Here is a 20,855-nt window from a genome sequence, read left to right as displayed (position 1 = left end):
GCGGAAAAAATGACCAAGAAGCGGTACGGGTACGTCCAATTCCGGCGCGTGCACGTGCATCTGCCCTTGCATCCGCCGTACGCATCGGAAACCATGGTCTCGCGCCACCGCTGCATCGCAAGGACTGCATCGCAACGACCGCGATCTCCCGGGAGTGCCTCGCATGGGGATGAATGGATCGACCATGCTCGAGCCGTTAAGGCAGGGGCTTCCGCCACTGGATCCCTCGACCGTGGCCAACGCGGCGTCGTGTGCGCTGCCCGCCCGCTACGAAGCGGTGCGCGAGGCACGGCAGTTCAGCCGCAGAACACTCACCCAGTGGGACATCGGCGACCGTCTGGACGATGTCTGCCTGGTCGTCTCCGAGCTGGTCACCAACGCTCTTCGGCACGCGCTGCCCACGGACCCCCCGCACTCGTCGGCCCACGAGCCCCTCGTACGGCTGCACCTGATGCGCTGGACCGAGCGGCTGGTGTGCGCGGTGCGCGACCCGAGCCGGGAGAGCCCGGTGACGTACGACGCCGAGGAGTTCTCGGAGGACTTCTCGGCCGAGTCGGGGCGCGGTCTGTTCCTCGTCGACTCGTTCAGCGACAGCTGGGGCTGGCACCCGCTGTCGGGCACGCTGGGCGGCAAGGTCGTCTGGGCGCTGTTCGGGCTGCACTCCGCCGAGTGAGGCACGGCGGCGTTTCCTCGGGCCACGTTTCTACGCGCGTCACAGCGTGTGGCACAACCGTTACGCCCTGCTTGTCCCGACTCCGGAAGCTCCGGAGCGCGGACGGCCGCAGGGCGGTCAGCTCGCGGTCAGGTGGTCGAACTCGCCGTCCTTGATGCCCAGGAGCATCGCCTCGATCTCGGCGCGCGTGTAGACGAGCGCCGGACCGTCGGGGAAGCGCGAGTTGCGTACCGCCACCTCGCCACCGGGCAGCCGCGCGAACTCGACGCAGGAGCCCTGCGAGTTGCTGTGTCTGCTCTTCTGCCAGGCGGCGACCCCGTCCAGCCGCGCGGCGGCCATGCCGTTGTACACGCCGGACTCATCGGCTGCGCCAACGCCGTACACGTCGTGGTCCACAGGTCGCTCCCTGGTGGTGCACTGGCTGGTGAGGCCATTGGTGCGGTGGTCAACTCTGCCGGATCATAACTCTGTTCACGTGCAGACGCGTGGACGGATGCACAGGCGTATGCAAGGGCATACGCACGGTCAGATGCACGTGCACGCCAGGTACTCGCTCCACTACTCACCTTGACGCACGCGCGCCGCCGCACGTTCCCCGCACGCCCGTACCCCCGTCTCCCGGGGCGAACGGAGACGGGGGTACGGGTGGGTCGCGGCGGCTACCGGGACACGTACGGCAGCAGTGCCATCTCCCTGGCGTTCTTGATCGCGCGGGCGAGCAGCCGCTGCTGCTGGGCCGAGACGCGGGTGACCCGGCGGCTGCGGATCTTGCCGCGGTCGGAGACGAACTTCCGCAGCAGGTCCGTGTCCTTGTAGTCGATGTACGTGATCCTGGCCGCGTCCAGCGGGTTGGGGCGGGCCTTGAGGGGCTTGCGTTCGATCTTGCGGGCCATGGCGGGGTCAGACCTCCAGGAGGGTGTCGAAGGCGGGCGGCAGGCGTTTCCAGGCGGTGCGTCCGCCCGCGTACTCGGCGTCGGTGAGCAGGCAGGACTCCAGGAGTCGCGCGAGTCCGTCGCGGTCGAGGCCGGGGGACGTGAACACCAGGTGCTGGCAGCAGTCGCCGTGTTCGGGGTGCCAGTCGAGGGCGGCGGCGGCCCGGCGCACGGGCTCGACCATGTCCCAGGCCGCGTCCGGGAGGGAGGCGAGCCAGGGGCCCGCGCTCTCCACGCAGAGCGCGCCGCCCGCCGCGTCCCAGTGGAGCAGCGTGTCGGGGTGGTCGGCGAGCCAGAACCGGCCCCGGCTGCGCGCCGCGGCGCAGGTCAGGTCCTCCAGCGCCTCGTACAGCCGCTCCGGGTGGAAGGGGCGGCGCCGGTGCCACACGAGGGTGGACACGCCGTGCGCGTCGGCCTCCGCCGGCAGCAGCGCGCACGCCGGGTGCTGAGCGGCGGCGGCGGCCTCGACGTCGAATCCGGCGAGGGCGGCGGCAGCGAGGGCCGAGAGCGGCGCCGCCTGCCCCCCGGACGCGTCGGCCGAGTCCGCCACGCCCGCCAAGTCCCCTGGGTGGCCGCCCGTGACGGGGACTTGGCGGGCTGTCGGGTGGAGCTGCGCGAGCAGCTCGCGGTCCTCGTCGTCGGCGTCCGGGGAGTCGACGAGGGCGAGGACGGTGGCGTACTCCAGCTGGCGGGCGAAGGTGTCCGCGACCGTGCGCCGGTCGGTGGCCGCGGCGGCGAGGCCGCGTTCGGCCAGGTCGTCGCCGTTGCCGAGGTACGGCAGCAGCAGCGCCGGGTCGACGGCGGTGATGACGCCGGTGACCGTGAGGCCGCCGGCCGTCACCACCTCGGCCATCGCCTTGGGCTCGACGGAGTCCCACAGCTCGACGATCGCCAGCCGGGTCCGCCCGGCGTCCGCGAGCCGCAGCAGCTCCGGGACGAGGTCGTCGCGCAGGGCACAGCACGCACAGTCGTTGACCAGGGGCGCCTCGCCCGCGGAGAGGATGCCGGTGGTGTCGCTGACGGTCCATACGACCGTGCCGGCCACGGCCGTGGCGAGGTCGTGGTGGAGTACGACGCTGCCGGGCACGTCGGCGAGCAGCCGCGCGACGGTGGCCCTGCGGGCGTCGGCGTGCAGTCCGCCGACGATCGCCACGGAGAGTTCGTGAGCCCCCAAGGGCCCGCGCTCATGCACCTGCACGTGTGTTTCCTCAGTCCTTCTTGCCGTACCGGCGCTCGAAGCGCTCCACGCGGCCGGCCGTGTCCAGGACGCGGGCCGTGCCGGTGTAGAAGGGGTGGCTGATGTTCGAGATCTCGACGTCGACGACGGGGTAGGTGTTGCCGTCCTCCCAGTCGACCGTCTTCTCGCTGGTCATCGTGGACCGGGTGAGGAAGGCGTGGTTCGCGGCCCGGTCCCGGAAGACGACGGGCCCGTACGCCGGGTGGATTCCCTTACTCATGGCGGCTGATCAGCGCTCCTCTCGGAAGTCGACGTGACGGCCGGCGACCGGGTCGTACTTGCGCAGGGTCATACGGTCCGGGTCGTTGCGGCGGTTCTTGCGGGTGACGTAGGTGAAACCGGTCCCGGCCGTGGACCGGAGCTTGATGACCGGCCGGAGTTCGTTGCGAGCCATGCTGGTATCTTACTGAAAATGACTTCCATTTGCATTACCTGACCGAGAGAGGTGCGTCACCTTGTCCGCCCACTGCATGCTGTCCGGCGCCCAGCCGGGCTTCGGCAACAACATCAGCCACTCCCACCGGCGTACGTCCCGTCGCTTCAACCCCAACATCCAGTCCAAGCGGTACTGGCTGCCGAGCGAGGGCAGGCATGTGCGGCTGCGGCTGAGCACCAAGGGGATCAAGACCGTCGACACGATCGGCGTCGAGGCGGCGGTGGCCCGGATCCGGGCCCGTGGGGTCAGGGTCTGACAGGCCGGAAGCAACAAACCGGAAGCAACAAAGGGGACAGAGGTAGCAGCGGCATGGCGAAGAAGAGCAAGATCGCGAAGAACGGGAAGCGGCAGGAGATCGTCGCCCGGTACGCCCAGCGGCGGGCCGAGCTGAAGGAGATCGTCCGGCTGCCGTCCTCGACGGACGCGGAACGGGCGACGGCACGGCGGGAGCTGGAACGGCAGCCGCGTGACGCGAGCGCCACGCGCGTGCGCAACCGGGACCAGGTGGACGGGCGGCCCCGCGGGTACTTCCGGGCGTTCGGACTGTCCCGGGTCGGTCTGCGGGAGCAGGCCCACGCGGGGTTCCTCCCGGGGGTGCGCAAGTCCTCCTGGTAGCTTGCTGCGGTCGTGTCGTGCGGTCGTTTCGTGCGGTCGTACGACTATCGCTGGCGACTGACTGTTGGGAGCTTCCCGGTGACTTCGGTGACGTACGCGCGCGTGCTGGCGCGCAGGGCGGGTGTGGCCTCGGCGGCCGGGGTGGCCGCCGTCCTCCTGCTTGCCGGGTGCAGTGGTGACGGGGGGTCCGACGGCGGGTCGGCGAGTGGCGGTACGGGCTCGTCGGCCCCGTCCTCCTCGCCGTCACCCTCCGAGGCGGGCAGCGGTGAGGGCGGCAGCGGTTCGACCACCGCGGACAGCGCGTTGGTGGGCAGCTGGCTGACCACCAGCAAGGGCAGTGCCGTGGCGCTGGTGATCACCGGGACGAAGGCCGGGCTGTTCGCCACCGGGGGGACCGTGTGCAGCGGTACCGCGGGCAAGGAGGCGGGCATGCAGATGTTCCGCCTGACGTGCTCGGACGGGACCAAGGACCGGGCCGAGGGGATGGTCGACTCCGTCGACAGGACGTCGATGAAGATCACCTGGGAGAGCGGCCTCGGCACGGAGACGTACACGAAGGCGCAGGGCGGGCAGCTTCCGTCGGGGTTGCCCACGGCGGGGCTGGGGTCCTGAGGCGAGTCGCGGCGCGCGCGTTCGTACGGGGTACCGCTAGGCGTCCGGGAGACGAGGGTGGGCATGCAGTGTCGCCCGGTCCGCCGCCGCCGTGCCCTCTGTCCAGCCCGCCTCGTCGGTCACGCCTCGTAGGCGGGTTGTCGTGGTCGTGGGGAACATCTGGTCCAGGTGGGCGGTGACCGCCAGGTCCCGGGTGGCCAGGACCGGGAGCAGGGGGCCCGCGGTGCGGGTCGCTGCCGCGTCCGCGGTTTCCGCCGCCGCCGCGGCTGCCAGGCGGGTGCCCGTCTTGTGGGCGTAGGCGGCCAGGAAGGACTGGCGGAAGGTCTTCGTCCGGTTGCGGCCCCTCGCCCGCTGCGCGGCCTCCGCTTTCGTCATCGCCGTCGTGGCCTGCACCAGCAGGGACGCGTAGAGGAGTTCCACCGCCTCCAGGTCGGGCTCGAAGCCCACCACCGTGGAGAAGCCCAGGGCCTCGTTCCACACCGCTCGACAGCGGTTCGCGTCGGCCACGGCATGCAGGAGAACCGCCTTGGCCTCCTCGTACGGGGCGTCCACACCCAGGCGCCGCGCGCGCGGGGCGTCGCCCGCCGGGGCGCCGGCCGCGAGCAGGGCCTCGTCGATGCTGTGCCGGGCCATCAGTTCCTGGGCCTTCGCGCTCAGCGCCTCGGCCTCCTCGGGGAACCCGGTCGCCTCCGCCTTCGCCAGCAGCGCGCGGACACGGGTGAGCATGCGGGACTCCGGACGCTCCGGACGGGAGCCCTCCCCCGCCACCGCCTGCCGCTCGTCCAGGGACTCCAGGGTGGGCAGGCCGAGCAGCAGGCGGTACAGCTCCAGGACGGTCGTCGCGTGCGTGAAGCGGTCCGTGCGGGGTGGGGCGGGGGCTGCGGCGAGGTCGGTCAGCTGGTCAGTCCAGCGGCGGCCCCGGGCCCGGTCGTTCGGCGCCTGGGCGGTGATCAGGGCCGACACCAGGCGTACGTGTACGTCGTCCAGCTCGCGCCGGACGAGGCGTACGACGTCGGCCGGCTGCCAGCCCCGTCGCCATGCGGATGCCACGAACTCCTCGCCGCGCCGGGCGAGTTCGGCGTCCGCGGCCGGGTCGGCGGCGAGCAGGGACGCGCCCGTGTCGAGGGAGGTGTCCGTGTCGGCGTACAGGGCGGCCTGGAAGGCGCGTTCGACCGTACCGGGCGGGAGGGGCGTGCTGGTCACCCGTCGATCGTGCCATGCCACCGCCACCCGGCCAGACTGTCAACTTCGGGTTGACAGTCGCTGACTGACAACCTACGGTTGACACATGACAGCCAACCAGCCCGTCCGGGCCTCCGTACGCCTCGACGACCTCATCGAGGCCATCAAGAAAGTGCACACCGACGCCCTCGAACAGCTCCAGGACGCGGTGATCGCCGCTGATCACCTCGGCGAGGTGGCGGATCATCTGATCGGGCACTTCGTGGACCAGGCACGGCGTTCCGGTGCCTCCTGGACCGACATCGGCAGGAGCATGGGCGTCACCCGGCAGGCCGCGCAGAAGCGGTTCGTGCCCAAGGAGTCCGTCGACCTCGACCCCAGCCAGGGCTTCCAGCGGTTCACCCCGCGTGCCCGCAACACCGTGGCGGCAGCCCACAACGAGGCCATCGCCGCCCGCAACCCCGAAGGCCGGCCCGAGCATCTGGTCCTCGGTCTGCTCGCCGAGCCGGAGGGCCTGGCCGCCAAGGCGATCACCGCGCAGGGCGTCCTCCTCGACACCGTGCGCCAGGCCGCCACCGCCGCGCTGCCGCCCGCCGCCGAGGAGGTGCCGGAACTCGTCCCGTACGGCTCCGACGCCAAGAAGACCCTGGAGCTCACCTTCCGCGAGGCCCTGCGCCTGGGCCACAACTACGTCGGCACGGAGCACATCCTGCTCGCCCTGCTGGAGTTCGAGAACGGCGACGGAGTCCTGTCCGGCCTCGGTATCACCAAGGCGGCGACGGAGGAGAACATCACCGCCGCCCTCGCCACGATCAAGGTGGAGTTCGGCGAGCAGAACTGACCGCGCCGGAAGCACTTGAACCGCTGAAAGTGCTGAAGGTGCTGGTCGGGGGCGTTGTCAGACCCGCCTGCCACACTCACGGACATGGCAGGCGTGGCGGAGACGGCCGAGCGGTGGGCGCTCGCTCCGGCCGAGGACGGTGGCGTGGAGATCGCCCCCCTCGGTCCGGACGGGCTGCCCGCCGGGCCGGTGCGGCGGGAGGCGGATCTCGGCGCGGCCGTCCGTGACCGGCCGGATGTCACGCGGTGGGTGTGGCGGTCCACCCCCGAGGTCTATCCGCGACTGCTCGGCGCGAGGGTGCGAGTCGAGCGGTGCTACGACATCGAGGACGCCGAGACGCTCCTGCTCGGCCACGAGGGGCGGCTCGGTGAGCCCCGGTCCGCGGCGGCGGCCCTCGCCCGGCTGCGCGGCGGTCCCGTACCGCCGGATCCACCGCAGCGGTCCGCCGAGCCCGGCGCGCAGTCGCCGCTCTTCGAACCGGGTCCGGTGCACGTGCCGCTGGCGGATCTGCTGGAGGTGTACGCCGACCAGCAGCGGCGCCACGACGCGACCGCGCACCCGGACCGGATGCGGCTGCTGACGGCCGCCGAGTCGGCGGGGATGCTGGTGGCCGCCGAGATGAACGCGGCGGGGCTGCCGTGGCGCGCGGACGTCCATCGCGAGCTGCTCCACGAACTGCTGGGCGAGCGGTACGCGGGCGGGGGTGAGCCCCGGCGGCTCGCCGAGCTGGCGGACGAGGTGTCGGCGGCGTTCGGGCGCCGGGTGCGGCCCGATCTGCCCACCGATGTCGTCAAGGCCTTCGCGCAGGCCGGGATCAAGGTGCGGTCCACGCGGAGATGGGAGATCGAGAGCATCGACCATCCGGCGGTGAAGCCCCTTGTCGAGTACAAGAAGCTGTACCGGATCTGGGTCGCGCACGGCTGGTCCTGGCTCCAGGACTGGGTGCGGGACGGGCGGTTCAGGCCCGAGTTCCTCGCGGGCGGGACGGTCACCGGGCGCTGGGTCACCAACGGCGGGGGCGGGCTGCAGATCCCCAAGGTGATCCGGCGCGCCGTGGTCGCCGACCCGGGGTGGCGGCTCGTCGTCGCCGACGCCGACCAGATGGAGCCGCGGGTCCTCGCCGCGATCTCGCGCGACCCCGGGCTGATGGAGGTCGCGGGGCGGGAGAGCGACCTCTACCAGTCCGTCTCCGACCGCGCGTTCTCCGGCGACCGGGCGCAGGCCAAGCTCGCCGTGCTGGGCGCGGTGTACGGGCAGACCTCCGGGGACGGCCTCAAGAACCTCGCCGCGCTCAGACGCCGGTTCCCGAAGGCGGTGGCGTATGTGGACGAGGCGGCGCGCGCGGGAGAGGAGGGGCGGCTCGTGCGGACGTGGCTGGGGCGTACGTGTCCCCCGGCCGTGCGGGCCAACGACGACTCGGTGGAGGAGGCCGGCATCCCGCTCTCGGAGGACGAGGGCGCCGATCCCGGCGGGGGTGCGGGAGGCGCGGGGGCACAGGAGTGGGTGCCGGGGTACGCCTCGTCCAACTCCCGTGCCCGGGGCCGCTTCGCGCGCAACTTCGTCGTCCAGGGCAGCGCCGCCGACTGGACGCTGCTGCTGCTCGCCGCGCTGCGCCGGGCCTGTGCGGGGATGGCGGCCGAGCTGGTCTTCTTCCAGCACGACGAGGTGATCGTGCACTGTCCGGAGGCGGAGGCCCAGACGGTGGTGGCGGCGATCCGGGAGGCGGCGGAACTGGCGGGGCGGCTGACGTTCGGCGAGACGCCGGTGCGGTTTCCGTTCAGTACGGCGGTGGTGGAGTGCTACGCCGAGGCCAAGTGACGCGCGTCAACCCTGGCCGGCCGGCTGGTCGCCGTTCGGTTTCTCGAGCGCGGCCAGTTCACGGGCGTAGTCCCTGACCAGGTCGTGGGGTGCGTAGCGGCCGTACGCGGTCTCCTCCAGGAGGGCTACGTCGACGAGGCGGTCCAGGGCTGCCCCGGCGCGGCGTTCGTCGGTCGCGGTGAGGCGGGCGAGGAGCGGGGCGTCGTACGTGGGGAGGTCCAGGGCGCCGATGCGGCGCAGGGCGAGGGCCGCGTCGCGGTCGGTCTCGCGGGCGGAGGTGTGCAGCGTGTCGTGGGCGCCGGCGAGGGAGCGGCGGACGCTCAGGTCGTCGTACTCCAGATGGGGCAACCTGCTGTCGGCAGCGGCCAGTTGAGCGGCGAGCGCGTCCGGCGTGAGGGCCCGGCGGGCGGCGAGTCTGGCGGCGACCACGCGCAGGGCGAGGGGGAGGCGGCCGGTGAGTCCGACGAGGGGGTGGGTCTCGTCGAGGCCGTCCCGTCCGGACGCGGCGCGCAGCAGCTCGGCGCTCTCCCCGTCGGTCAGGGGGGTGAGGGGGAAGCGGCGGACGCCGTCGAGGGCGGTCAGCGGGGACCGGCTGGTGACGATCACGGCGCAGCCGGGGCCCGCCGGGAGCAACGGCCGTATCCGCGCGGCGCCTTCGGCGTCGTCCAGGACCATCAGGGTGCGGGTCGGCGCGAGCAGGGAACGCAGTAACGCGGCTGCCCCGTCCGGGTGTTCGGGGATACGGAGCGGGTCGGCGCCGAGGTCGCCCAGCAGGGCAGTGAGGGCGCGGGCGGGGGTGAGCGCGGACCTGCCGGGGTTGCTGCCGTGCAGGTCGACGTACAGCTGACCGTCCGGGAAGCGGTCCCGGAGGGCGTGGGCGACGTGCAGCGCCAGGGCACTCTTGCCCACACCGGGCATGCCGTGGATCACGGCGACAGGGGCGACGGGAGCGCCGACGGTGACATCGGGCTGAGGGTGCGGCTCTGGGGCCAGGGCCCGGCACAGGTCGTCGACGACGGCGTGGCGCCCGGTGAAGTGGGGCGGGGGCGGGGGGAGTTGGGCGGGGCGGGGCACGTGGAGCGGTGCGGATGCCGGTGCGGGGCGCGGTGATGCGGAGCGCGGTGCCGCCGGGGCAGGACGCGGCGCGGGATGCGTTGACGCCGGGGCAGGGCGCGGCGCGGGAGCGGAACGTGGCGTTGGCGCGGGGGCAGGGTGTGGCGCAGAGCGTGGTGTAGGGGCGGGGCGCGCTGATACCGACGCGGAGCGCCGCGTTGGCGCGGAGCGCGGTGTGGGGGCCGAACCCGGTGATACCGACGCGGCTCGTGGTGTGGGGGCGGGAGCCGGTGATACCGACACCGCTGGTGATGTGGCGGCGGGAGCCGGTCGCGGGGCTGAACCCGACGTCGGCTGTGCGGGGACGTAAGGAACCGCCAGGCAGGTGGGTGTCGCAAGCTGGGCGGGCATCGCGAAGCCGCCCGGAACATCCGGATCACCCGGAACATCCGGAACATCCAGGCCCCTTGGGCTTCCCGACCCCTCTGGGTCTGCTGCACCTGTATCTGCCGGGGTCCCCGGTCCTGCCGGGCCCTCCGGGTCTCCCGGACCTGTCCGGCCCTCCGGACCTCCCGAACCTGTCCGGCCCTCCGGACCTCCCGAACCTGCCTGGCCCGCCGGACCTCCCGAACCTGCCTGGCCCGCCGGACCTACCGGAGTCACCGGGTCCGCCGGACTCACCGAACCCACCGGAGTTACCGGCCCTGCCGGAGTCACCGGACCCGCCGGACCCGCCGGACCCACCGGACCCGCCGGACCCGCCGGACCCGCCGGACCCGCCGGACCCGCCGGACCCGCCGGACCCGCCGGACCCGCCGGACCCGCCGGCAGTCTCAGTACCTCGACATGGGCCGCTCGTACTGCCGGGCCCGGTTCCACGCCCAGTTCTTCCAGTAGGCGGTTGCGCAGGTCGCGGTGGACCGCGAGGGATTCGGCTCGGCGGCCGGTGCGGTGGAGGGTGAGCATCAGTTGGCGGTGGTAGGACTCGCGCAGTGGGTGTTCGGCCGTCAGGGCCGTCAACTCCGGGATCAGGGAGGGGAGTCGGGGGCCGCCGACGTCCAGCTCGGCGTCGTAACGCCACTCCAGCAGGAGCAGGCGGGCCTCCGTCAGGCGCTGGGTGAACGCGTATCCGACCGCTTCGGGCGGGAGGCCGGTCAGCGGGGCGCCGCGCCACAGGGCGAGGGCGGACGCGCTCTCGGCCAGGACGCGCTGCCAGTCCTGGTTGGCGTGGGCGGCCCGCGCCCGTTCGACGTGGGCCTGGAAGACGTGCACGTCCAACTCGCCCGGGCCGACCCGGAGCAGATAGCCGGGCGGCACGGCTCGCAGCCGTCCCGGATCGTCCAGGAGCCGGCGCAGCCGGGCCACGTGGTTGTGCAGCGAGGCCTGCGCGGACGCCGGCGGCGCCCCGCCCCACAGCGCGTCCTTGAGCACCCCGACCGGGACGACTCGGCCCGGTTCGAGGAGCAGGGCGGCGAGCAGCGTCCGCACCTTGATGCTGCGGATCGGCTGGATTCCGTCCCCGGTGAGGCCGTTGGGAACGTCACCTGCGTACAGAACAGGCGCGCCCAGCAGTCCGAACCGCAGACCGCACCGCATGTTCTCGCCCCACTGCCATCTCGTTCGCCGCCGGAAGTACATGTTAGCGATCTGTTGGCGTGGCCTGATGTGATCACTTCAACGGAGCCGGCCCGAGGGTGCGCGCGTGTGACGCGCAGCTCGGGGGAGTGTCGCCGTCGCGGCCGGGTCCGGGTACGCGAGAGGGCCCGGGTCGTTGGAGATGACGACCGGGGCCCTCGTATCGCGTGCGGGCTGTCACAGGCGCGTTTCCTGAGGTCACAGCACGGGTGGGCGGCCCAGCCTGGTCAGTGTCCACACCGTTCGCCAGCGCATCGGGCGGCGCTCGCCGGCCGGTTCGCGCAGGCCCTCCACGAAGCCGCCGAACCAGGCCCGCAGCGTGCGCGTGGAGCCGCCGCGCAGGACCGTGATCGCCATCCAGACGCCCAGGTGCACCGGGATCAGCGGCAGCGGGAGCCGGCGACGGACCAGCCAGACCCGGTTGCGGGCGGTGACCCGGTGGTAGATGGCGTGCCGGGCCGGCGAGGTGCTGGGATGGCGCAGCAGGAGACGCGGTTCGTAGAGGATCTTCCAGCCTGCGTCGACGGCCCGCCAGGCGAGGTCGGTCTCCTCGTGGGCGAAGAAGAAGGCGGCGGGCCAGTCGCCGGTCTCGTCGAGCATCGACATGCGCAGGGCGTGACCGCCGCCGAGGAACTGGGTGACGTATCCGCCGAGCATCGGGTCGCCCGCGCCGGGCCGGGGGACGTGCCGCCGCTGGGTCACGCCGTTCTCGTCGGCGATCCGGAAGCCGACGATGCCGAGCCGGGGGTCGGCGGCGTACAAGTCCCGTACGCGGGTGAGTACATCGGGGTCGATGAGCAGGCCGTCGTCGTCGAGGTCGACCACGACGTCGATGTCACCGAACTCGCGCAGCCGGGCCAGTGCCACGTTGCGGCCGCCCGGACAGCCGAGGTTCTCGTCGACCTCGATGGTCGTCACCTCGCCGGAGAGGCCGGGGAGTTCGGGCAGTGGACAGCCGTTGCCGACGAGCACGATGCGGTCGGGGGCGAGATCCTGCTTGGCGATCGACTCCAGCAGCGCGTTCAGCGCGACGGGCCGGTTTCCCATGGTCACCACGGCCACCGCGATACGCGGCTCCACCGCCATGCCACCCACCAGACCCACCTCGTTCCGGCCGCCGACGTACACCATCGCGGTCGGATGCTATCTGTTTACAGTAAGGATGTATTAAGTACGCATTGAGTACGTCTCTTCTGCATAACACCCTACGGCTTTCCGTCAGCGCCGAGCCCCAGCCAGATTCGCAGCGCCCACCACCAGTGCAGGGTGCCGAGCGGCCCGAAGGCGCTCCCCGGCAGGTCGTCCGTGAGGGACCCGCCGGTGAGCTGCTGGAGGCGGGCCAGGCGATAGCGGACGGTGTTGGGGTGGGTGAACAGGGTGGCCGCCGTCCGGTCGAGGCGGCGGCCGTGGTCGAGGAACGTCAGTGCGGTGACCGCGATCTGACGGTGGAAGTCGTCCCGGGGATCGAGGTTCGCGAGGAGGCGGGCGCTGAGCCAGGCACCCAGGAGCGGCTGGTCGGCGAGGGCGATCTCGGCGGCCAGTTCGGTGAGTTCGTACACGCCGTGGCCCCCGTGCTGCGGTCCCGGTGACGCTGTGGCCCCTCCGTCGAGGTCCAGGGCGCGGACGCAGAGGGCGTAGGTGGCCCGGAGGTCGTCCAGGGGTACGGGCGGTGAGACCACGACGAGCGCGCCGTCACCCCTTTCCTCCTCCCCCTCCCCTTCTCCCTCCCCGCCATCGATCGTCTCGCCCGCCGGCAGTCGTGGGTACAGGCCCACCAGCCGGCCGTCGAGCATGCCGAAGAGGCAGCCGCGCAGGGCGGCGAGGCGGTGGGCCAGGCGCCGGGTGCGGAGGGGGTCGCCGCCCGGGGTGGCGACCAGGAGATGGCGTACGGCGTTGTGGCGCAGCCCGGCACGGGCCAACTCCTCGGCGGCGGGCGCCGGTTCGCCCTCGACGAGGAGCCGGTGCAGCAGCCGCGCCCGGGTCTCGCCCAGTGCGCGCGGGGTGTCCCACTCGGCGGTGCGGTACCCGTGGACGACGTGCCGTTGCAGGGCGTCGCCGTACTCCTTGAGCCGAAGCACGGCGGAGAGCAGCGCGCCGTCGGGGACCCCGGCCGAGCGGCAGCGGTCGACGGTGATCTCGACGGCGCGGGTGTGGGCGGCCTGCACTCCGCGCAGTACGGCGGTCATCGGCACGCCCTGGCCTGCCCGGTCGGCGCCGAGCAGCAGGGCGGCGGCGAAGTCCTGGGCCTCGACACCCAGTTCGTCTGCGTCCCCGGTACCGGGCGGCCCGGGATCACACCCACCGGGGTCTCCCAGCCAGGCGCCGGCCGCGTTGATCATGGCGGTGACGTGCCAGTGGGTCTCCGCCTCGGCGAGCCGGCCCACCTCGGGAGAGTGCTTCCGGGCCGCGCGCACGAGTTCGCCCTGGACGTCCACGTCGGCGGCCATGGCGCGCAGTACCTCGGCGACGGTCTCACGGTCGGGCCGCTCAGGCAGCTCGGTGGAGTCGCTGAGGTCGGTGAGGACCGTCATGGGCCTCCCCCTTCCGCGTCGGTGCGGTGTCGCCGGGACACAACGGAGGGGCGGAGGCGTTGGCTCCCGGCTACTACCGCGCTGTTGTACCGACCTGATTCCCTGGGCGCTACCGACGGTAACCCCAGGCTCGCCACAAACACACCCTTCGCACGGACGCCCCACGCGCCCGTGCACGCGCATCTGATCCCTCATCTGCACTGTCACCCGCACCCGCACCCGCCGTACTACTTTCCCGGAAGGCACCTCCATGGAGCACTTGACTGACCCGGTCAGCCGCCGCCGGGCGCTGACGCTGGCCGGCGGCGCGGTCGCCGCGACCGCCCTCACCCAGACGGGCACGGCGTTCGCGGCCTCGGCGGCGGCCACGTCGGCCGACGCGATCGTCGTGGGCCACGGGCTGGCCGGGCTGGTCGCCACGGTCGAACTCGCGGCGGCGGGCCGCAAGGTGCTGCTGCTCGACCAGGAACCGGAGTCCAACCTCGGCGGGCAGGCGTTCTGGTCCTTCGGCGGGCTGTTCTTCGTCGACTCCGCCGAGCAGCGGCTGATGGGCGTCAAGGACTCGAAGGACCTGGCCTGGCAGGACTGGCAGGGCGCCGCCGGCTTCGACCGGGACATCGACAACCCGCTCGGCCAGGACCACTGGGGCTACAAGTGGGCCCAGGCGTACGTCGACTTCGCGTCCGGCGAGAAGCGGGCCTGGCTGGCCGACCTGGGTATGCAGTGGTTCCCGTTCGTCGGCTGGGCGGAGCGCGGCGGCGGCCTCGCCGACGGCCACGGCAACTCCGTACCGCGCTTCCACGTCACCTGGGGCACGGGTCCCGCCGTAGTGGAACCGTTCGAGAAGAAGGTCCGGGCGGCGGTGGCGGCCGGGCTTGTCACGTTCAAGCACCGCCATCGCGTGGACGAGGTGATACGGACGAACGGCACCGTCACCGGCGTACGCGGCGCGGTTCTCGAAGCGAGCACCGCCGCGCGGGGCAAGGCCAGTTCGCGGACGGTGGTCGGCAGCTTCGAACTGAGCGCCGAGGTGGTGATCGTGACGTCCGGCGGCATCGGCGCCAACCACGATCTCGTACGGCAGAACTGGCCGGCCCGGATGGGCACCGCGCCCAAGTCGATGATCACGGGTGTGCCCGCGCACGTGGACGGGCGGATGCTCGCGATCACCGAGAAGGCGGGCGGCCGGATCGTCAACCCCGACCGGATGTGGCACTACACGGAGGGTCTGAAGAACTACGACCCGATCTGGGCCAACCACGGCATCCGCATCCTGCCCGGCCCGTCCTCCATGTGGTTCGACGCGACGGGCAAGCGGTTCTCCGCACCCGACATGCCGGGGTACGACACCCTCCACACCCTCAAGTCGATCACCGGCACCGGCTACGACTACTCCTGGTTCGTGACGACCCAGAAGATCCTGGCGAAGGAGTTCGCGCTCTCCGGGTCCGAACAGAACCCTGATCTGACCAACAAGGACATCTGGATGCTGCTGTCGCGCGCCTGGCAGACCCCGGAGCCACTTGAGCGGTTCAAGAAGTACGGCGAGGACTTCATCGTGTCCACGACGCTCCCCGAGCTGGTCCGGGGCATGAACAAGCTGACCGGCACGAGCCTGATCGACCTGGCCACGCTCCAGCGCCAGATCGAGGCCCGGGACCGGGAGATCGACAACGCGTACAGCAAGGACGCCCAGGTCATGGGCATCCGCAACGCCCTCTCCTACCCCGGCGACGTCCTCAGCCGGACGGCGTCGGCCCACAAGATCCTGGACTCCTCCGCCGGACCGCTGATCGCCGTACGGCTGAACATCCTCACCCGCAAGACGCTCGGCGGCCTCCAGACCGACCTGTCGGGCCGCGTCCTCGACGCCACCGGCACCCCGGTTCCCGGTCTGTACGCGGCCGGTGAGGTCGCGGGCTTCGGGGGCGGCGGCGTCCATGGGTACCGGTCGCTGGAGGGCACGTTCCTCGGCGGGTGCCTGTTCTCGGGCCGCCAGGCGGGGAGGGCGGCGGCTGCGGCGACCGCCTGACGGCGTTGCGGCGTTGCGATCCGGCGATCCGGCGATCCGGGCGCAACTCCCCTGTGTGCTGGGCGCGTTCATGCACCTGTTCCGCATGAACGCGCATGGTCGTCGGACCGGTACCCGTACCGCCTACCGCGTCAGGCCCGGAGGGGATTCGAGCGGGCCGCTGCCAGCAGGTACCAGGCGGTCGCGCCCGTGTGGCGGTACGGGTAGTAGCCGAAGCCGAATCCGGTGTCGAGGGGGCTGGTCGCCGAGACGACCCCGGCGCGCTCGGGCAGGGCCAGGCTGCCGACGGTCTGGCCGGTGCCGAGGAGTTCCTGGGCCCGCTCGACGGAGGCGATCAGCCGGTGGGCGCGTGCCTCGTCGCCGTGTCCCGCACGGTCGCGGAGAGCGAGGGCGAGGTGCGCGGTCCCCTCGAACCAGACGCCGTTGCGGTCGGGCCTGGGCTGGAACTCGGCGATGGGCGCGTCCTCGTCGGCCAGCAGGCTCGCGGAGCTGAAGGTGACTCCTTCGTACGACTGTCCAGCGGGCACCGTGCTGTTGACGCGGTCCGCCCGGTCCAAAACGGCCAGTTCGGTGGCGGCCCAGTCCAACGAGCCCGCGTACCGGCGGGAGTCGAGGGCGAGGTGGGTCCAGGTCTGGGTGTCCTCGGGGACCGGGGACTTGTTGACGGTCACGCCGTCGTTGGTGCCCGTGTAGAAGAAGCCCCCGGGCACCCCGCCCGAGGTTCCGGTCGGTTCCCACATCTTCTCGACGAACGCCCGCGCTCTCGCCCGGCGTTGGCGCCAGACCGGGTCCCCGGTGAGCAGGGCGAGTTGTCCGAAGAGGCCGACCAGGTCGGTGTTGTGCTCGGTGGAGCTGAACGGCAGTTTCGCGTTCGCGCCGTCGACCCCGAACTTGTAGCCGCCGAGGGGCTGTTGGGTACTGGCGTTCACCTCGATCCAAGTGCCGATCCGTACGGCACCGTCGAGGAAGCGGCGCTTTCCGGTCCGGCGGGCCAGCGCGGCGAGCGCGATTCCGGCCCAGGCCATGTCGCCCACGGCGGTACCGGTGAACCCGAACTGGGTGCCGACGTTGGCGGTGCCGTCGGCCCGCACGAACCCGTCGGGCTGGGCGACCCCGTCGTAGAAGACGTACGGCCCGACGTTATAGGCCTGCCGGAGCCTGCCGTCGTCGTACACCGGGTCGTGCGCCTGCGCGTACAGCAGGGCGTCCCCGAGGGCGACGGCCCGGCGCGGGCCCGACTCGGTGCGTGCGGCGAGGTGGGCGAGGATCGCGAGGGCGTTGTCGTAGGTGAACGCCGTGCTGAACAGGCCCGCCTGGTCGGTGTAGCTCTGGGTGAGCCGGATGTCGCCGTGGTCGGGGTAGGCGTCCATGGCGGCGGCGAGGAAGGAGTGGGCGCGGCGCTGGGCGGAAGTCCCGTAGCCGGTCGCGGAGTTGGCGGCGCCTGCGACGCCCGAGCCCGCGGCGGTGAGCGCCGCGGCACCGAGACCGGCGGCCCCGATGAGGGTGCGGCGGCTGAGCGCGGGACCCGGTGCGCCTGATACGCCTGGTGCGCCTTCTCTGTCGGACCTGCCGTTCATGGGTCTCCTCTGCTGAATTGAGAGCGCTCTCACCAACGCGCGGGAGCTCATTCTGCTGGCGCACCCGGAGCGGGTCAACGCCCCTGATATGCATGCAGGTTGAACAGGTCGAACTGTCCGGCGGCGGAAGGAAACCCCGAGCCAGGAGGGTGGCCCGGGGTTTCGACAGAGGGGCGTCGGCCGCCGGTCAGGACGTGGACGAGGCGTTGCGCAGCCGCGCGAACGACGTGTCCAGGCCGCGCTTCAGCAGCCGCGCCAGGGGCGCTTCCACGAACTTGTGCACCAGCCAGCTCAGTACGAGGAAGCCGGCGATCACGGACACGACCAGGAGCCGGGCGTCCATGGTGTCGCGCAGGCGGTTGATGACCGTCGTACCGACGAGGTAGTGCATCAGATAGAACGGATACGTCAACGCACCCGCCGTGACCAGCCACTTCCAGCGGATACGGTCGGTGCAGCCGAGCGAGATGGCGACCATGACCAGCAGGAACACGGTGAAGATCAGCACACTGCCGCGCCAGCTGGAGACCCGTTCGACCGTGTCGATGCGATGCCCGAGTTCGAGCTGTCCCATGAGCCAGGCCATGCCGAGGATGCCCCAGAGCAACAGGTCCTGGCCGAAGCGGTACATGAGGTAGAGGGCGAGACCGGCGATGAAGTACCAGGCGCCCTGGGGGTTGATGATCAGCGTCGCCGGACGGAAACCGGCGGCCGGGGCGATCATCGCGGCGGCGCCCCAGAGGCAGCAGAACACCACGACCTTGCGATACGTCAGCCCGGTCACCACGACGGCCATGAAGAGCAGATAGAAGCGCAGCTCCGACCAGAGGGTCCAGTACACGCCGTCGACGTTCGAGACGCGTGAACCGGACTGCAGCATCGTGAAGTTGAGCAGGACCTCGCGCGCCCGGTGCTGTTCCCACACTCCCGGCAGCGTGACCAGGACGGCCGAGGTGAAGATGATGGCGAACCAGTAGGCCGGGTAGAGCCGGATCACGCGGGAGGTGAAGAACTGGCGCGGGGTGCGCCCCCAGCACGACATGCAGATCACGAACCCGCTGATCACGAAGAAGACTTCGACGCCGATCCAGCCGTACGCGGACAACCGGAACCAGGTCGGCATGATGTCGGAGACCGGCCGCCCCCAGATCGCGTTGTCCGGCTGGTTGACCCTCCAGGTCCCGGCGTAGTGGTGGAAGGCCACGACGAGGGCGGCAAGCAGGCGGAGCCCGTCGATGGCGTAGAGGCGACGGTCGCCGCGCCCCGGGACAGCGGCATGCTTCGCCGCGGTCCGGGTGGGTCTGTCCGTCGCCCCCGTGGGCCCGCGCGACTGCTCGGCCGTGGCGAGCGGGAGAGGCTGCCGCGGGGACGGGATCACCTTCCGTATCCCGCCCATGACCCGCCCGCGCATCGGCGGCCCACTGTCCGCGCCTTGCATCGACACCTGATTCCCCCATCGGAAAGCCCGCCCACGCACGACCGCTTGCGCCCCTGGAACGGCGGCGGCGGTCGGCAGCGGAACGGCGGACGTTTGCCAGCGGTAGTCCCGGCAAACCCGCGAACACCGTAGAACCTCACGGTTCACGCACAGAGACTTCTGGGTCAGTTCAAGGGTTGTAGAGCGGAAGAGGTCTGATTTCGCCGGGATGTGGAAGGTTTTGTTCCTATTGATCTTGGGTGGGGTTTCGGCGCCCTTCGATTCACCGAAGGGTGCGTCACTGCGGCGGTACCGGGATTGAATGTGCTGAATGTGCAGAAGGAAATTCGCGATGAACCCTGACGGGGCATCCAGGTGAGGGCACGGACGGTGTGTTCGCACACGTCGTAGAGCTGCTCGCGCCCCTCGGACTCGACGAGCGCGAGCGCCTCGGCGAACCAGGGCGCGATGTCCGCGAACGCCGGCTGCGGCACGGAAGGGTCCCCTCGGTCAGGTCGCTGTTTCTCGCCCAGGGGCGGTTTCCGGGAGCGGGAAGGTGGCCCAGGAGCACTTGCTTCGACCATGTCCAGCAGCCGCCGCCGGGAGGCGCCGGTTCCGTCCCACCAGCGCAGGTTCGGGTCAGCCGATGGAGGAGATGCCGCCCTCGCGGGCGTCGAGGAGCTCGTCCCAGTGCTCGGCCGCCCATTGGCACGCGGCGGCCAGCGGCTCCAGCGTGCTGCGGCCCAGCGGTGTCAGCGCGTACTCCACCCGCAGTTTCGGGTCGGCGTGCACGGTGCGTGACACGAACCCGTTTTGCTCCAGGCTGCGGAGCGACTGGGTGAGCGCCTTCGGGGTGACGCGCCTCAGTGGTACGCGGAGTTCGGAGTATCTGCGCGGGCCGTCGTCCAGACAGCGGAGGACCATGGATGCCCATTTGTCACCGAAGCGGAAGGGCAGCAGCGGGGACGGGCACAGCTCGTCGAACAAGTCGGTTGGCAGCGGCGGCCGTTGCGCCATTGAGGGTCTCCTGTCCCAGCTCTTGGTATCCAGTTGGCTACCGACCTTCTGGATATCTTCCGGAGCATCGACTCGACGGGAGGTATTCCGACGATGGGCAGGATCGTGGTTGTCGGGGCGGGTGACTGCCCGACCGCTCGACAACCTCACCGATCCGCACCCCTCCTCCTCCGGCCGGAAGGCAGTCGGCTTGCCGCACCTCAAGCCAACGTCGGATCTGCAGTAACGAGCATCGAATGAACACCACTATGTCGACCCATAAAGGCAAGGCAGGACATTATGCGCGCAGCCCGCTTCCATGAATACGGCGGAGCGGAGAGCCTGGTGATCGAGCAGGCCCCCGACCCCCACCCCGGACCTGGTGAGATCCGTGTCCGCGTCGCGGCGGCCGGCGTCAATCCCATCGACTGGAAACTGCGCGCCGGCACCCTGCACCAGCTGATTCCCCTGGAGCTACCCGCCATCCCCGGGCGCGACGCCGCCGGCGTGGTCGACGAGATCGGTGACGGAGTGCAGGGGGTGAGCATCGGCGACCGCGTCTTCGGGCTGGGCGGTGTCACCGGCGCAACCGCGGAGCTGGTCATCCTCTCAGCCTGGGCCCACACCCCCGACACGTGGAACGATGAGCAGGCCGCGGGCGCCGGCCTCGCATCCGTGACCGCGATGCGTGGCCTGAACGCGCTCGGCTCCCTGGCGGGGCGCACCCTTCTCGTCGAGGGCGCCGCCGGAGGCGTGGGCGGCGCGGCAGTCGAGATCGCTGTGGCACAAGGTGCCACCGTGATCGGGACGGCCAGCGAACGCAACCACGAGTTCCTCACCTCTCTCGGCGCCGTTCCCACCACCTACGGCCCCGGCCTCGCGCAGCGCCTCTCCGCTCTCGCTCCGCACGGCGTCGACATCGCGCTCGACACCGCGGCCTCCGGATCCCTGGACGACCTCGTCGCGATCACGGGCGACCCGACACGCGTCGCGACGGTCGCCGACCATGCGGGCGGGCAGCGCCTGGGCACGCATGTGGTCAACGCGGAGAACGACTCCGCCCTGCTGTCCGCGGCCGCGGAACTGGGCCGGCAAGGCCGCTACACACCCCGTATCGAACAGACCTACCCCCTGGAGCGGATCGCCGACGCCCATGCGCACGCCGAGCGCGGACGCACACGCGGAAAGATCGTGATCCGCATCTGAAGCGGGGGCACGGCGCAGATCATCCCGTGGCGGGTTTCTGGCGTATCCGGGAACCGGCGCGT

The 20,855-nt window shown here is 71.5% G+C and carries 20 protein-coding genes; 8 read left to right on the top strand and 12 right to left on the bottom strand.

The annotated features are described in order from the left end of the window. Window positions 1-184 precede the first annotated feature (184 nt). Window positions 185-673, top strand: coding sequence for an ATP-binding protein (locus ACW4TU_RS25930; protein WP_457417176.1), 489 nt, complete (start codon window positions 185-187; stop codon window positions 671-673). Window positions 674-790: 117 nt separating this feature from the next. Here the strand turns inward: ACW4TU_RS25930 and ACW4TU_RS25925 are convergent, their stop codons facing one another. The 5 genes from ACW4TU_RS25925 to rpmG all read right to left on the bottom strand — a co-directional run bounded on the left by ACW4TU_RS25925 (window position 791) and on the right by rpmG (window position 3,236). Then, window positions 791-1,069, bottom strand: a complete 279-nt coding sequence (locus tag ACW4TU_RS25925; RefSeq protein ID WP_327695600.1) for a DUF397 domain-containing protein — start codon at window positions 1,067-1,069, stop codon at window positions 791-793. Window positions 1,070-1,332: 263 nt separating this feature from the next. Then, complete coding sequence (gene rpsR, locus ACW4TU_RS25920) at window positions 1,333-1,566, bottom strand: 30S ribosomal protein S18 (RefSeq protein ID WP_457417175.1); 234 nt, start codon at window positions 1,564-1,566, stop codon at window positions 1,333-1,335. A gap of 7 nt (window positions 1,567-1,573) precedes the next feature. Beyond that, window positions 1,574-2,797, bottom strand: coding sequence for a CobW family GTP-binding protein (locus ACW4TU_RS25915; RefSeq protein ID WP_457430301.1), 1,224 nt, complete (start codon window positions 2,795-2,797; stop codon window positions 1,574-1,576). A 16-nt stretch (window positions 2,798-2,813) separates the two neighbouring features. Then, window positions 2,814-3,062 (bottom strand): type B 50S ribosomal protein L31, encoded by a 249-nt coding sequence (locus ACW4TU_RS25910; protein ID WP_457417174.1) that lies wholly within the window; start codon window positions 3,060-3,062, stop codon window positions 2,814-2,816. 9 nt (window positions 3,063-3,071) lie between these two features. Continuing rightward, window positions 3,072-3,236, bottom strand: coding sequence for a 50S ribosomal protein L33 (gene rpmG / locus ACW4TU_RS25905; RefSeq protein WP_015658813.1), 165 nt, complete (start codon window positions 3,234-3,236; stop codon window positions 3,072-3,074). 61 nt (window positions 3,237-3,297) lie between these two features. Here rpmG and rpmB point away from each other — a divergent pair, with 61 nt between their 5' ends. The 3 genes from rpmB to ACW4TU_RS25890 all read left to right on the top strand — a co-directional run bounded on the left by rpmB (window position 3,298) and on the right by ACW4TU_RS25890 (window position 4,505). Beyond that, window positions 3,298-3,534: a 50S ribosomal protein L28 gene (gene rpmB / locus ACW4TU_RS25900; RefSeq protein ID WP_105970890.1), complete on the top strand. Its 237-nt coding sequence runs from the start codon at window positions 3,298-3,300 to the stop codon at window positions 3,532-3,534. A gap of 53 nt (window positions 3,535-3,587) precedes the next feature. Then, window positions 3,588-3,893: a 30S ribosomal protein S14 gene (gene rpsN / locus ACW4TU_RS25895; protein ID WP_457417173.1), complete on the top strand. Its 306-nt coding sequence runs from the start codon at window positions 3,588-3,590 to the stop codon at window positions 3,891-3,893. A 78-nt stretch (window positions 3,894-3,971) separates the two neighbouring features. Next, window positions 3,972-4,505: a hypothetical protein gene (locus tag ACW4TU_RS25890; protein ID WP_457417172.1), complete on the top strand. Its 534-nt coding sequence runs from the start codon at window positions 3,972-3,974 to the stop codon at window positions 4,503-4,505. Window positions 4,506-4,541: 36 nt separating this feature from the next. Here the strand turns inward: ACW4TU_RS25890 and ACW4TU_RS25885 are convergent, their stop codons facing one another. Then, the gene (locus tag ACW4TU_RS25885) at window positions 4,542-5,708 is read right to left on the bottom strand and encodes a DUF2786 domain-containing protein (protein WP_457417171.1); all 1,167 of its coding nucleotides are present in this window, start codon (window positions 5,706-5,708) and stop codon (window positions 4,542-4,544) included. Between the two features lie 85 nt (window positions 5,709-5,793). Here ACW4TU_RS25885 and ACW4TU_RS25880 point away from each other — a divergent pair, with 85 nt between their 5' ends. Together ACW4TU_RS25880 and ACW4TU_RS25875 are read left to right on the top strand one after the other, a co-directional pair. Further along, window positions 5,794-6,528: a Clp protease N-terminal domain-containing protein gene (locus ACW4TU_RS25880; protein WP_457417170.1), complete on the top strand. Its 735-nt coding sequence runs from the start codon at window positions 5,794-5,796 to the stop codon at window positions 6,526-6,528. A gap of 84 nt (window positions 6,529-6,612) precedes the next feature. Next, window positions 6,613-8,346 (top strand): bifunctional 3'-5' exonuclease/DNA polymerase, encoded by a 1,734-nt coding sequence (locus ACW4TU_RS25875; protein WP_457417169.1) that lies wholly within the window; start codon window positions 6,613-6,615, stop codon window positions 8,344-8,346. 6 nt (window positions 8,347-8,352) lie between these two features. Here the strand turns inward: ACW4TU_RS25875 and ACW4TU_RS25870 are convergent, their stop codons facing one another. From ACW4TU_RS25870 to ACW4TU_RS25860, 3 genes are all read right to left on the bottom strand, one after another. After that, window positions 8,353-10,995: a BTAD domain-containing putative transcriptional regulator gene (locus ACW4TU_RS25870; RefSeq protein ID WP_457417168.1), complete on the bottom strand. Its 2,643-nt coding sequence runs from the start codon at window positions 10,993-10,995 to the stop codon at window positions 8,353-8,355. A 237-nt stretch (window positions 10,996-11,232) separates the two neighbouring features. Beyond that, on the bottom strand, window positions 11,233-12,165 hold the full coding sequence (locus tag ACW4TU_RS25865) for a glycosyltransferase family 2 protein (protein WP_457417167.1): 933 nt from the start codon (window positions 12,163-12,165) through the stop codon (window positions 11,233-11,235). A gap of 74 nt (window positions 12,166-12,239) precedes the next feature. Beyond that, window positions 12,240-13,565 carry a helix-turn-helix domain-containing protein gene (locus ACW4TU_RS25860; RefSeq protein ID WP_457417166.1) on the bottom strand — a complete coding sequence of 442 codons (1,326 nt, stop codon included), beginning with the start codon at window positions 13,563-13,565 and terminating at the stop codon, window positions 12,240-12,242. Window positions 13,566-13,815: 250 nt separating this feature from the next. On the opposite strand from ACW4TU_RS25860, the gene ACW4TU_RS25855 reads away from it, so the two are divergent. After that, a complete protein-coding gene (locus tag ACW4TU_RS25855) occupies window positions 13,816-15,597 on the top strand; it encodes an FAD-binding dehydrogenase (RefSeq protein ID WP_457417165.1) in 1,782 nt (593 codons plus the stop codon). A 131-nt stretch (window positions 15,598-15,728) separates the two neighbouring features. On the opposite strand, the gene ACW4TU_RS25850 is transcribed toward ACW4TU_RS25855, so the two are convergent. The 3 genes from ACW4TU_RS25850 to ACW4TU_RS25840 form a co-directional block, all read right to left on the bottom strand. Further along, window positions 15,729-17,174 (bottom strand): Tat pathway signal sequence domain protein, encoded by a 1,446-nt coding sequence (locus tag ACW4TU_RS25850; protein WP_457417164.1) that lies wholly within the window; start codon window positions 17,172-17,174, stop codon window positions 15,729-15,731. A 187-nt stretch (window positions 17,175-17,361) separates the two neighbouring features. Continuing rightward, window positions 17,362-18,618: an acyltransferase family protein gene (locus ACW4TU_RS25845; protein WP_457417163.1), complete on the bottom strand. Its 1,257-nt coding sequence runs from the start codon at window positions 18,616-18,618 to the stop codon at window positions 17,362-17,364. Between the two features lie 612 nt (window positions 18,619-19,230). Continuing rightward, complete coding sequence (locus ACW4TU_RS25840; protein ID WP_457417162.1) at window positions 19,231-19,608, bottom strand: winged helix-turn-helix transcriptional regulator; 378 nt, start codon at window positions 19,606-19,608, stop codon at window positions 19,231-19,233. 279 nt (window positions 19,609-19,887) lie between these two features. Between ACW4TU_RS25840 and ACW4TU_RS25835 the strand changes: the two genes are divergently transcribed. Then, the gene (locus tag ACW4TU_RS25835; RefSeq protein WP_457417161.1) at window positions 19,888-20,793 is read left to right on the top strand and encodes an NADP-dependent oxidoreductase; all 906 of its coding nucleotides are present in this window, start codon (window positions 19,888-19,890) and stop codon (window positions 20,791-20,793) included. Window positions 20,794-20,855: the final 62 nt, after the last annotated feature.

The sequence above is a fragment of the Streptomyces kryoterrae genome (assembly GCF_054072135.1).
Note: the sequence above shows the minus strand (reverse complement) of the source record. Positions and strands in the feature narration are given on the sequence as shown.

Bases quoted from the DNA above. Each gene is read 5' to 3' on its own strand.
- rpmG (WP_015658813.1), bottom strand. From the start codon at position 3,236: ATGGCTCGCAACGAACTCCGGCCGGTCATCAAGCTCCGGTCCACGGCC.
- ACW4TU_RS25930 (WP_457417176.1), top strand. From the start codon at position 185: ATGCTCGAGCCGTTAAGGCAGGGGCTTCCGCCACTGGATCCCTCGACC.
- ACW4TU_RS25875 (WP_457417169.1), top strand. From the start codon at position 6,613: ATGGCAGGCGTGGCGGAGACGGCCGAGCGGTGGGCGCTCGCTCCGGCC.
- rpsR (WP_457417175.1), bottom strand. From the start codon at position 1,566: ATGGCCCGCAAGATCGAACGCAAGCCCCTCAAGGCCCGCCCCAACCCG.
- ACW4TU_RS25850 (WP_457417164.1), bottom strand. From the start codon at position 17,174: ATGAACGGCAGGTCCGACAGAGAAGGCGCACCAGGCGTATCAGGCGCA.
- ACW4TU_RS25835 (WP_457417161.1), top strand. From the start codon at position 19,888: ATGCGCGCAGCCCGCTTCCATGAATACGGCGGAGCGGAGAGCCTGGTG.
- rpsN (WP_457417173.1), top strand. From the start codon at position 3,588: ATGGCGAAGAAGAGCAAGATCGCGAAGAACGGGAAGCGGCAGGAGATC.
- ACW4TU_RS25855 (WP_457417165.1), top strand. From the start codon at position 13,816: ATGGAGCACTTGACTGACCCGGTCAGCCGCCGCCGGGCGCTGACGCTG.
- ACW4TU_RS25870 (WP_457417168.1), bottom strand. From the start codon at position 10,995: ATGCGGTGCGGTCTGCGGTTCGGACTGCTGGGCGCGCCTGTTCTGTAC.
- ACW4TU_RS25860 (WP_457417166.1), bottom strand. From the start codon at position 13,565: ATGACGGTCCTCACCGACCTCAGCGACTCCACCGAGCTGCCTGAGCGG.
- ACW4TU_RS25880 (WP_457417170.1), top strand. From the start codon at position 5,794: ATGACAGCCAACCAGCCCGTCCGGGCCTCCGTACGCCTCGACGACCTC.
- ACW4TU_RS25910 (WP_457417174.1), bottom strand. From the start codon at position 3,062: ATGAGTAAGGGAATCCACCCGGCGTACGGGCCCGTCGTCTTCCGGGAC.
- ACW4TU_RS25865 (WP_457417167.1), bottom strand. From the start codon at position 12,165: ATGGTGTACGTCGGCGGCCGGAACGAGGTGGGTCTGGTGGGTGGCATG.
- ACW4TU_RS25840 (WP_457417162.1), bottom strand. From the start codon at position 19,608: ATGGCGCAACGGCCGCCGCTGCCAACCGACTTGTTCGACGAGCTGTGC.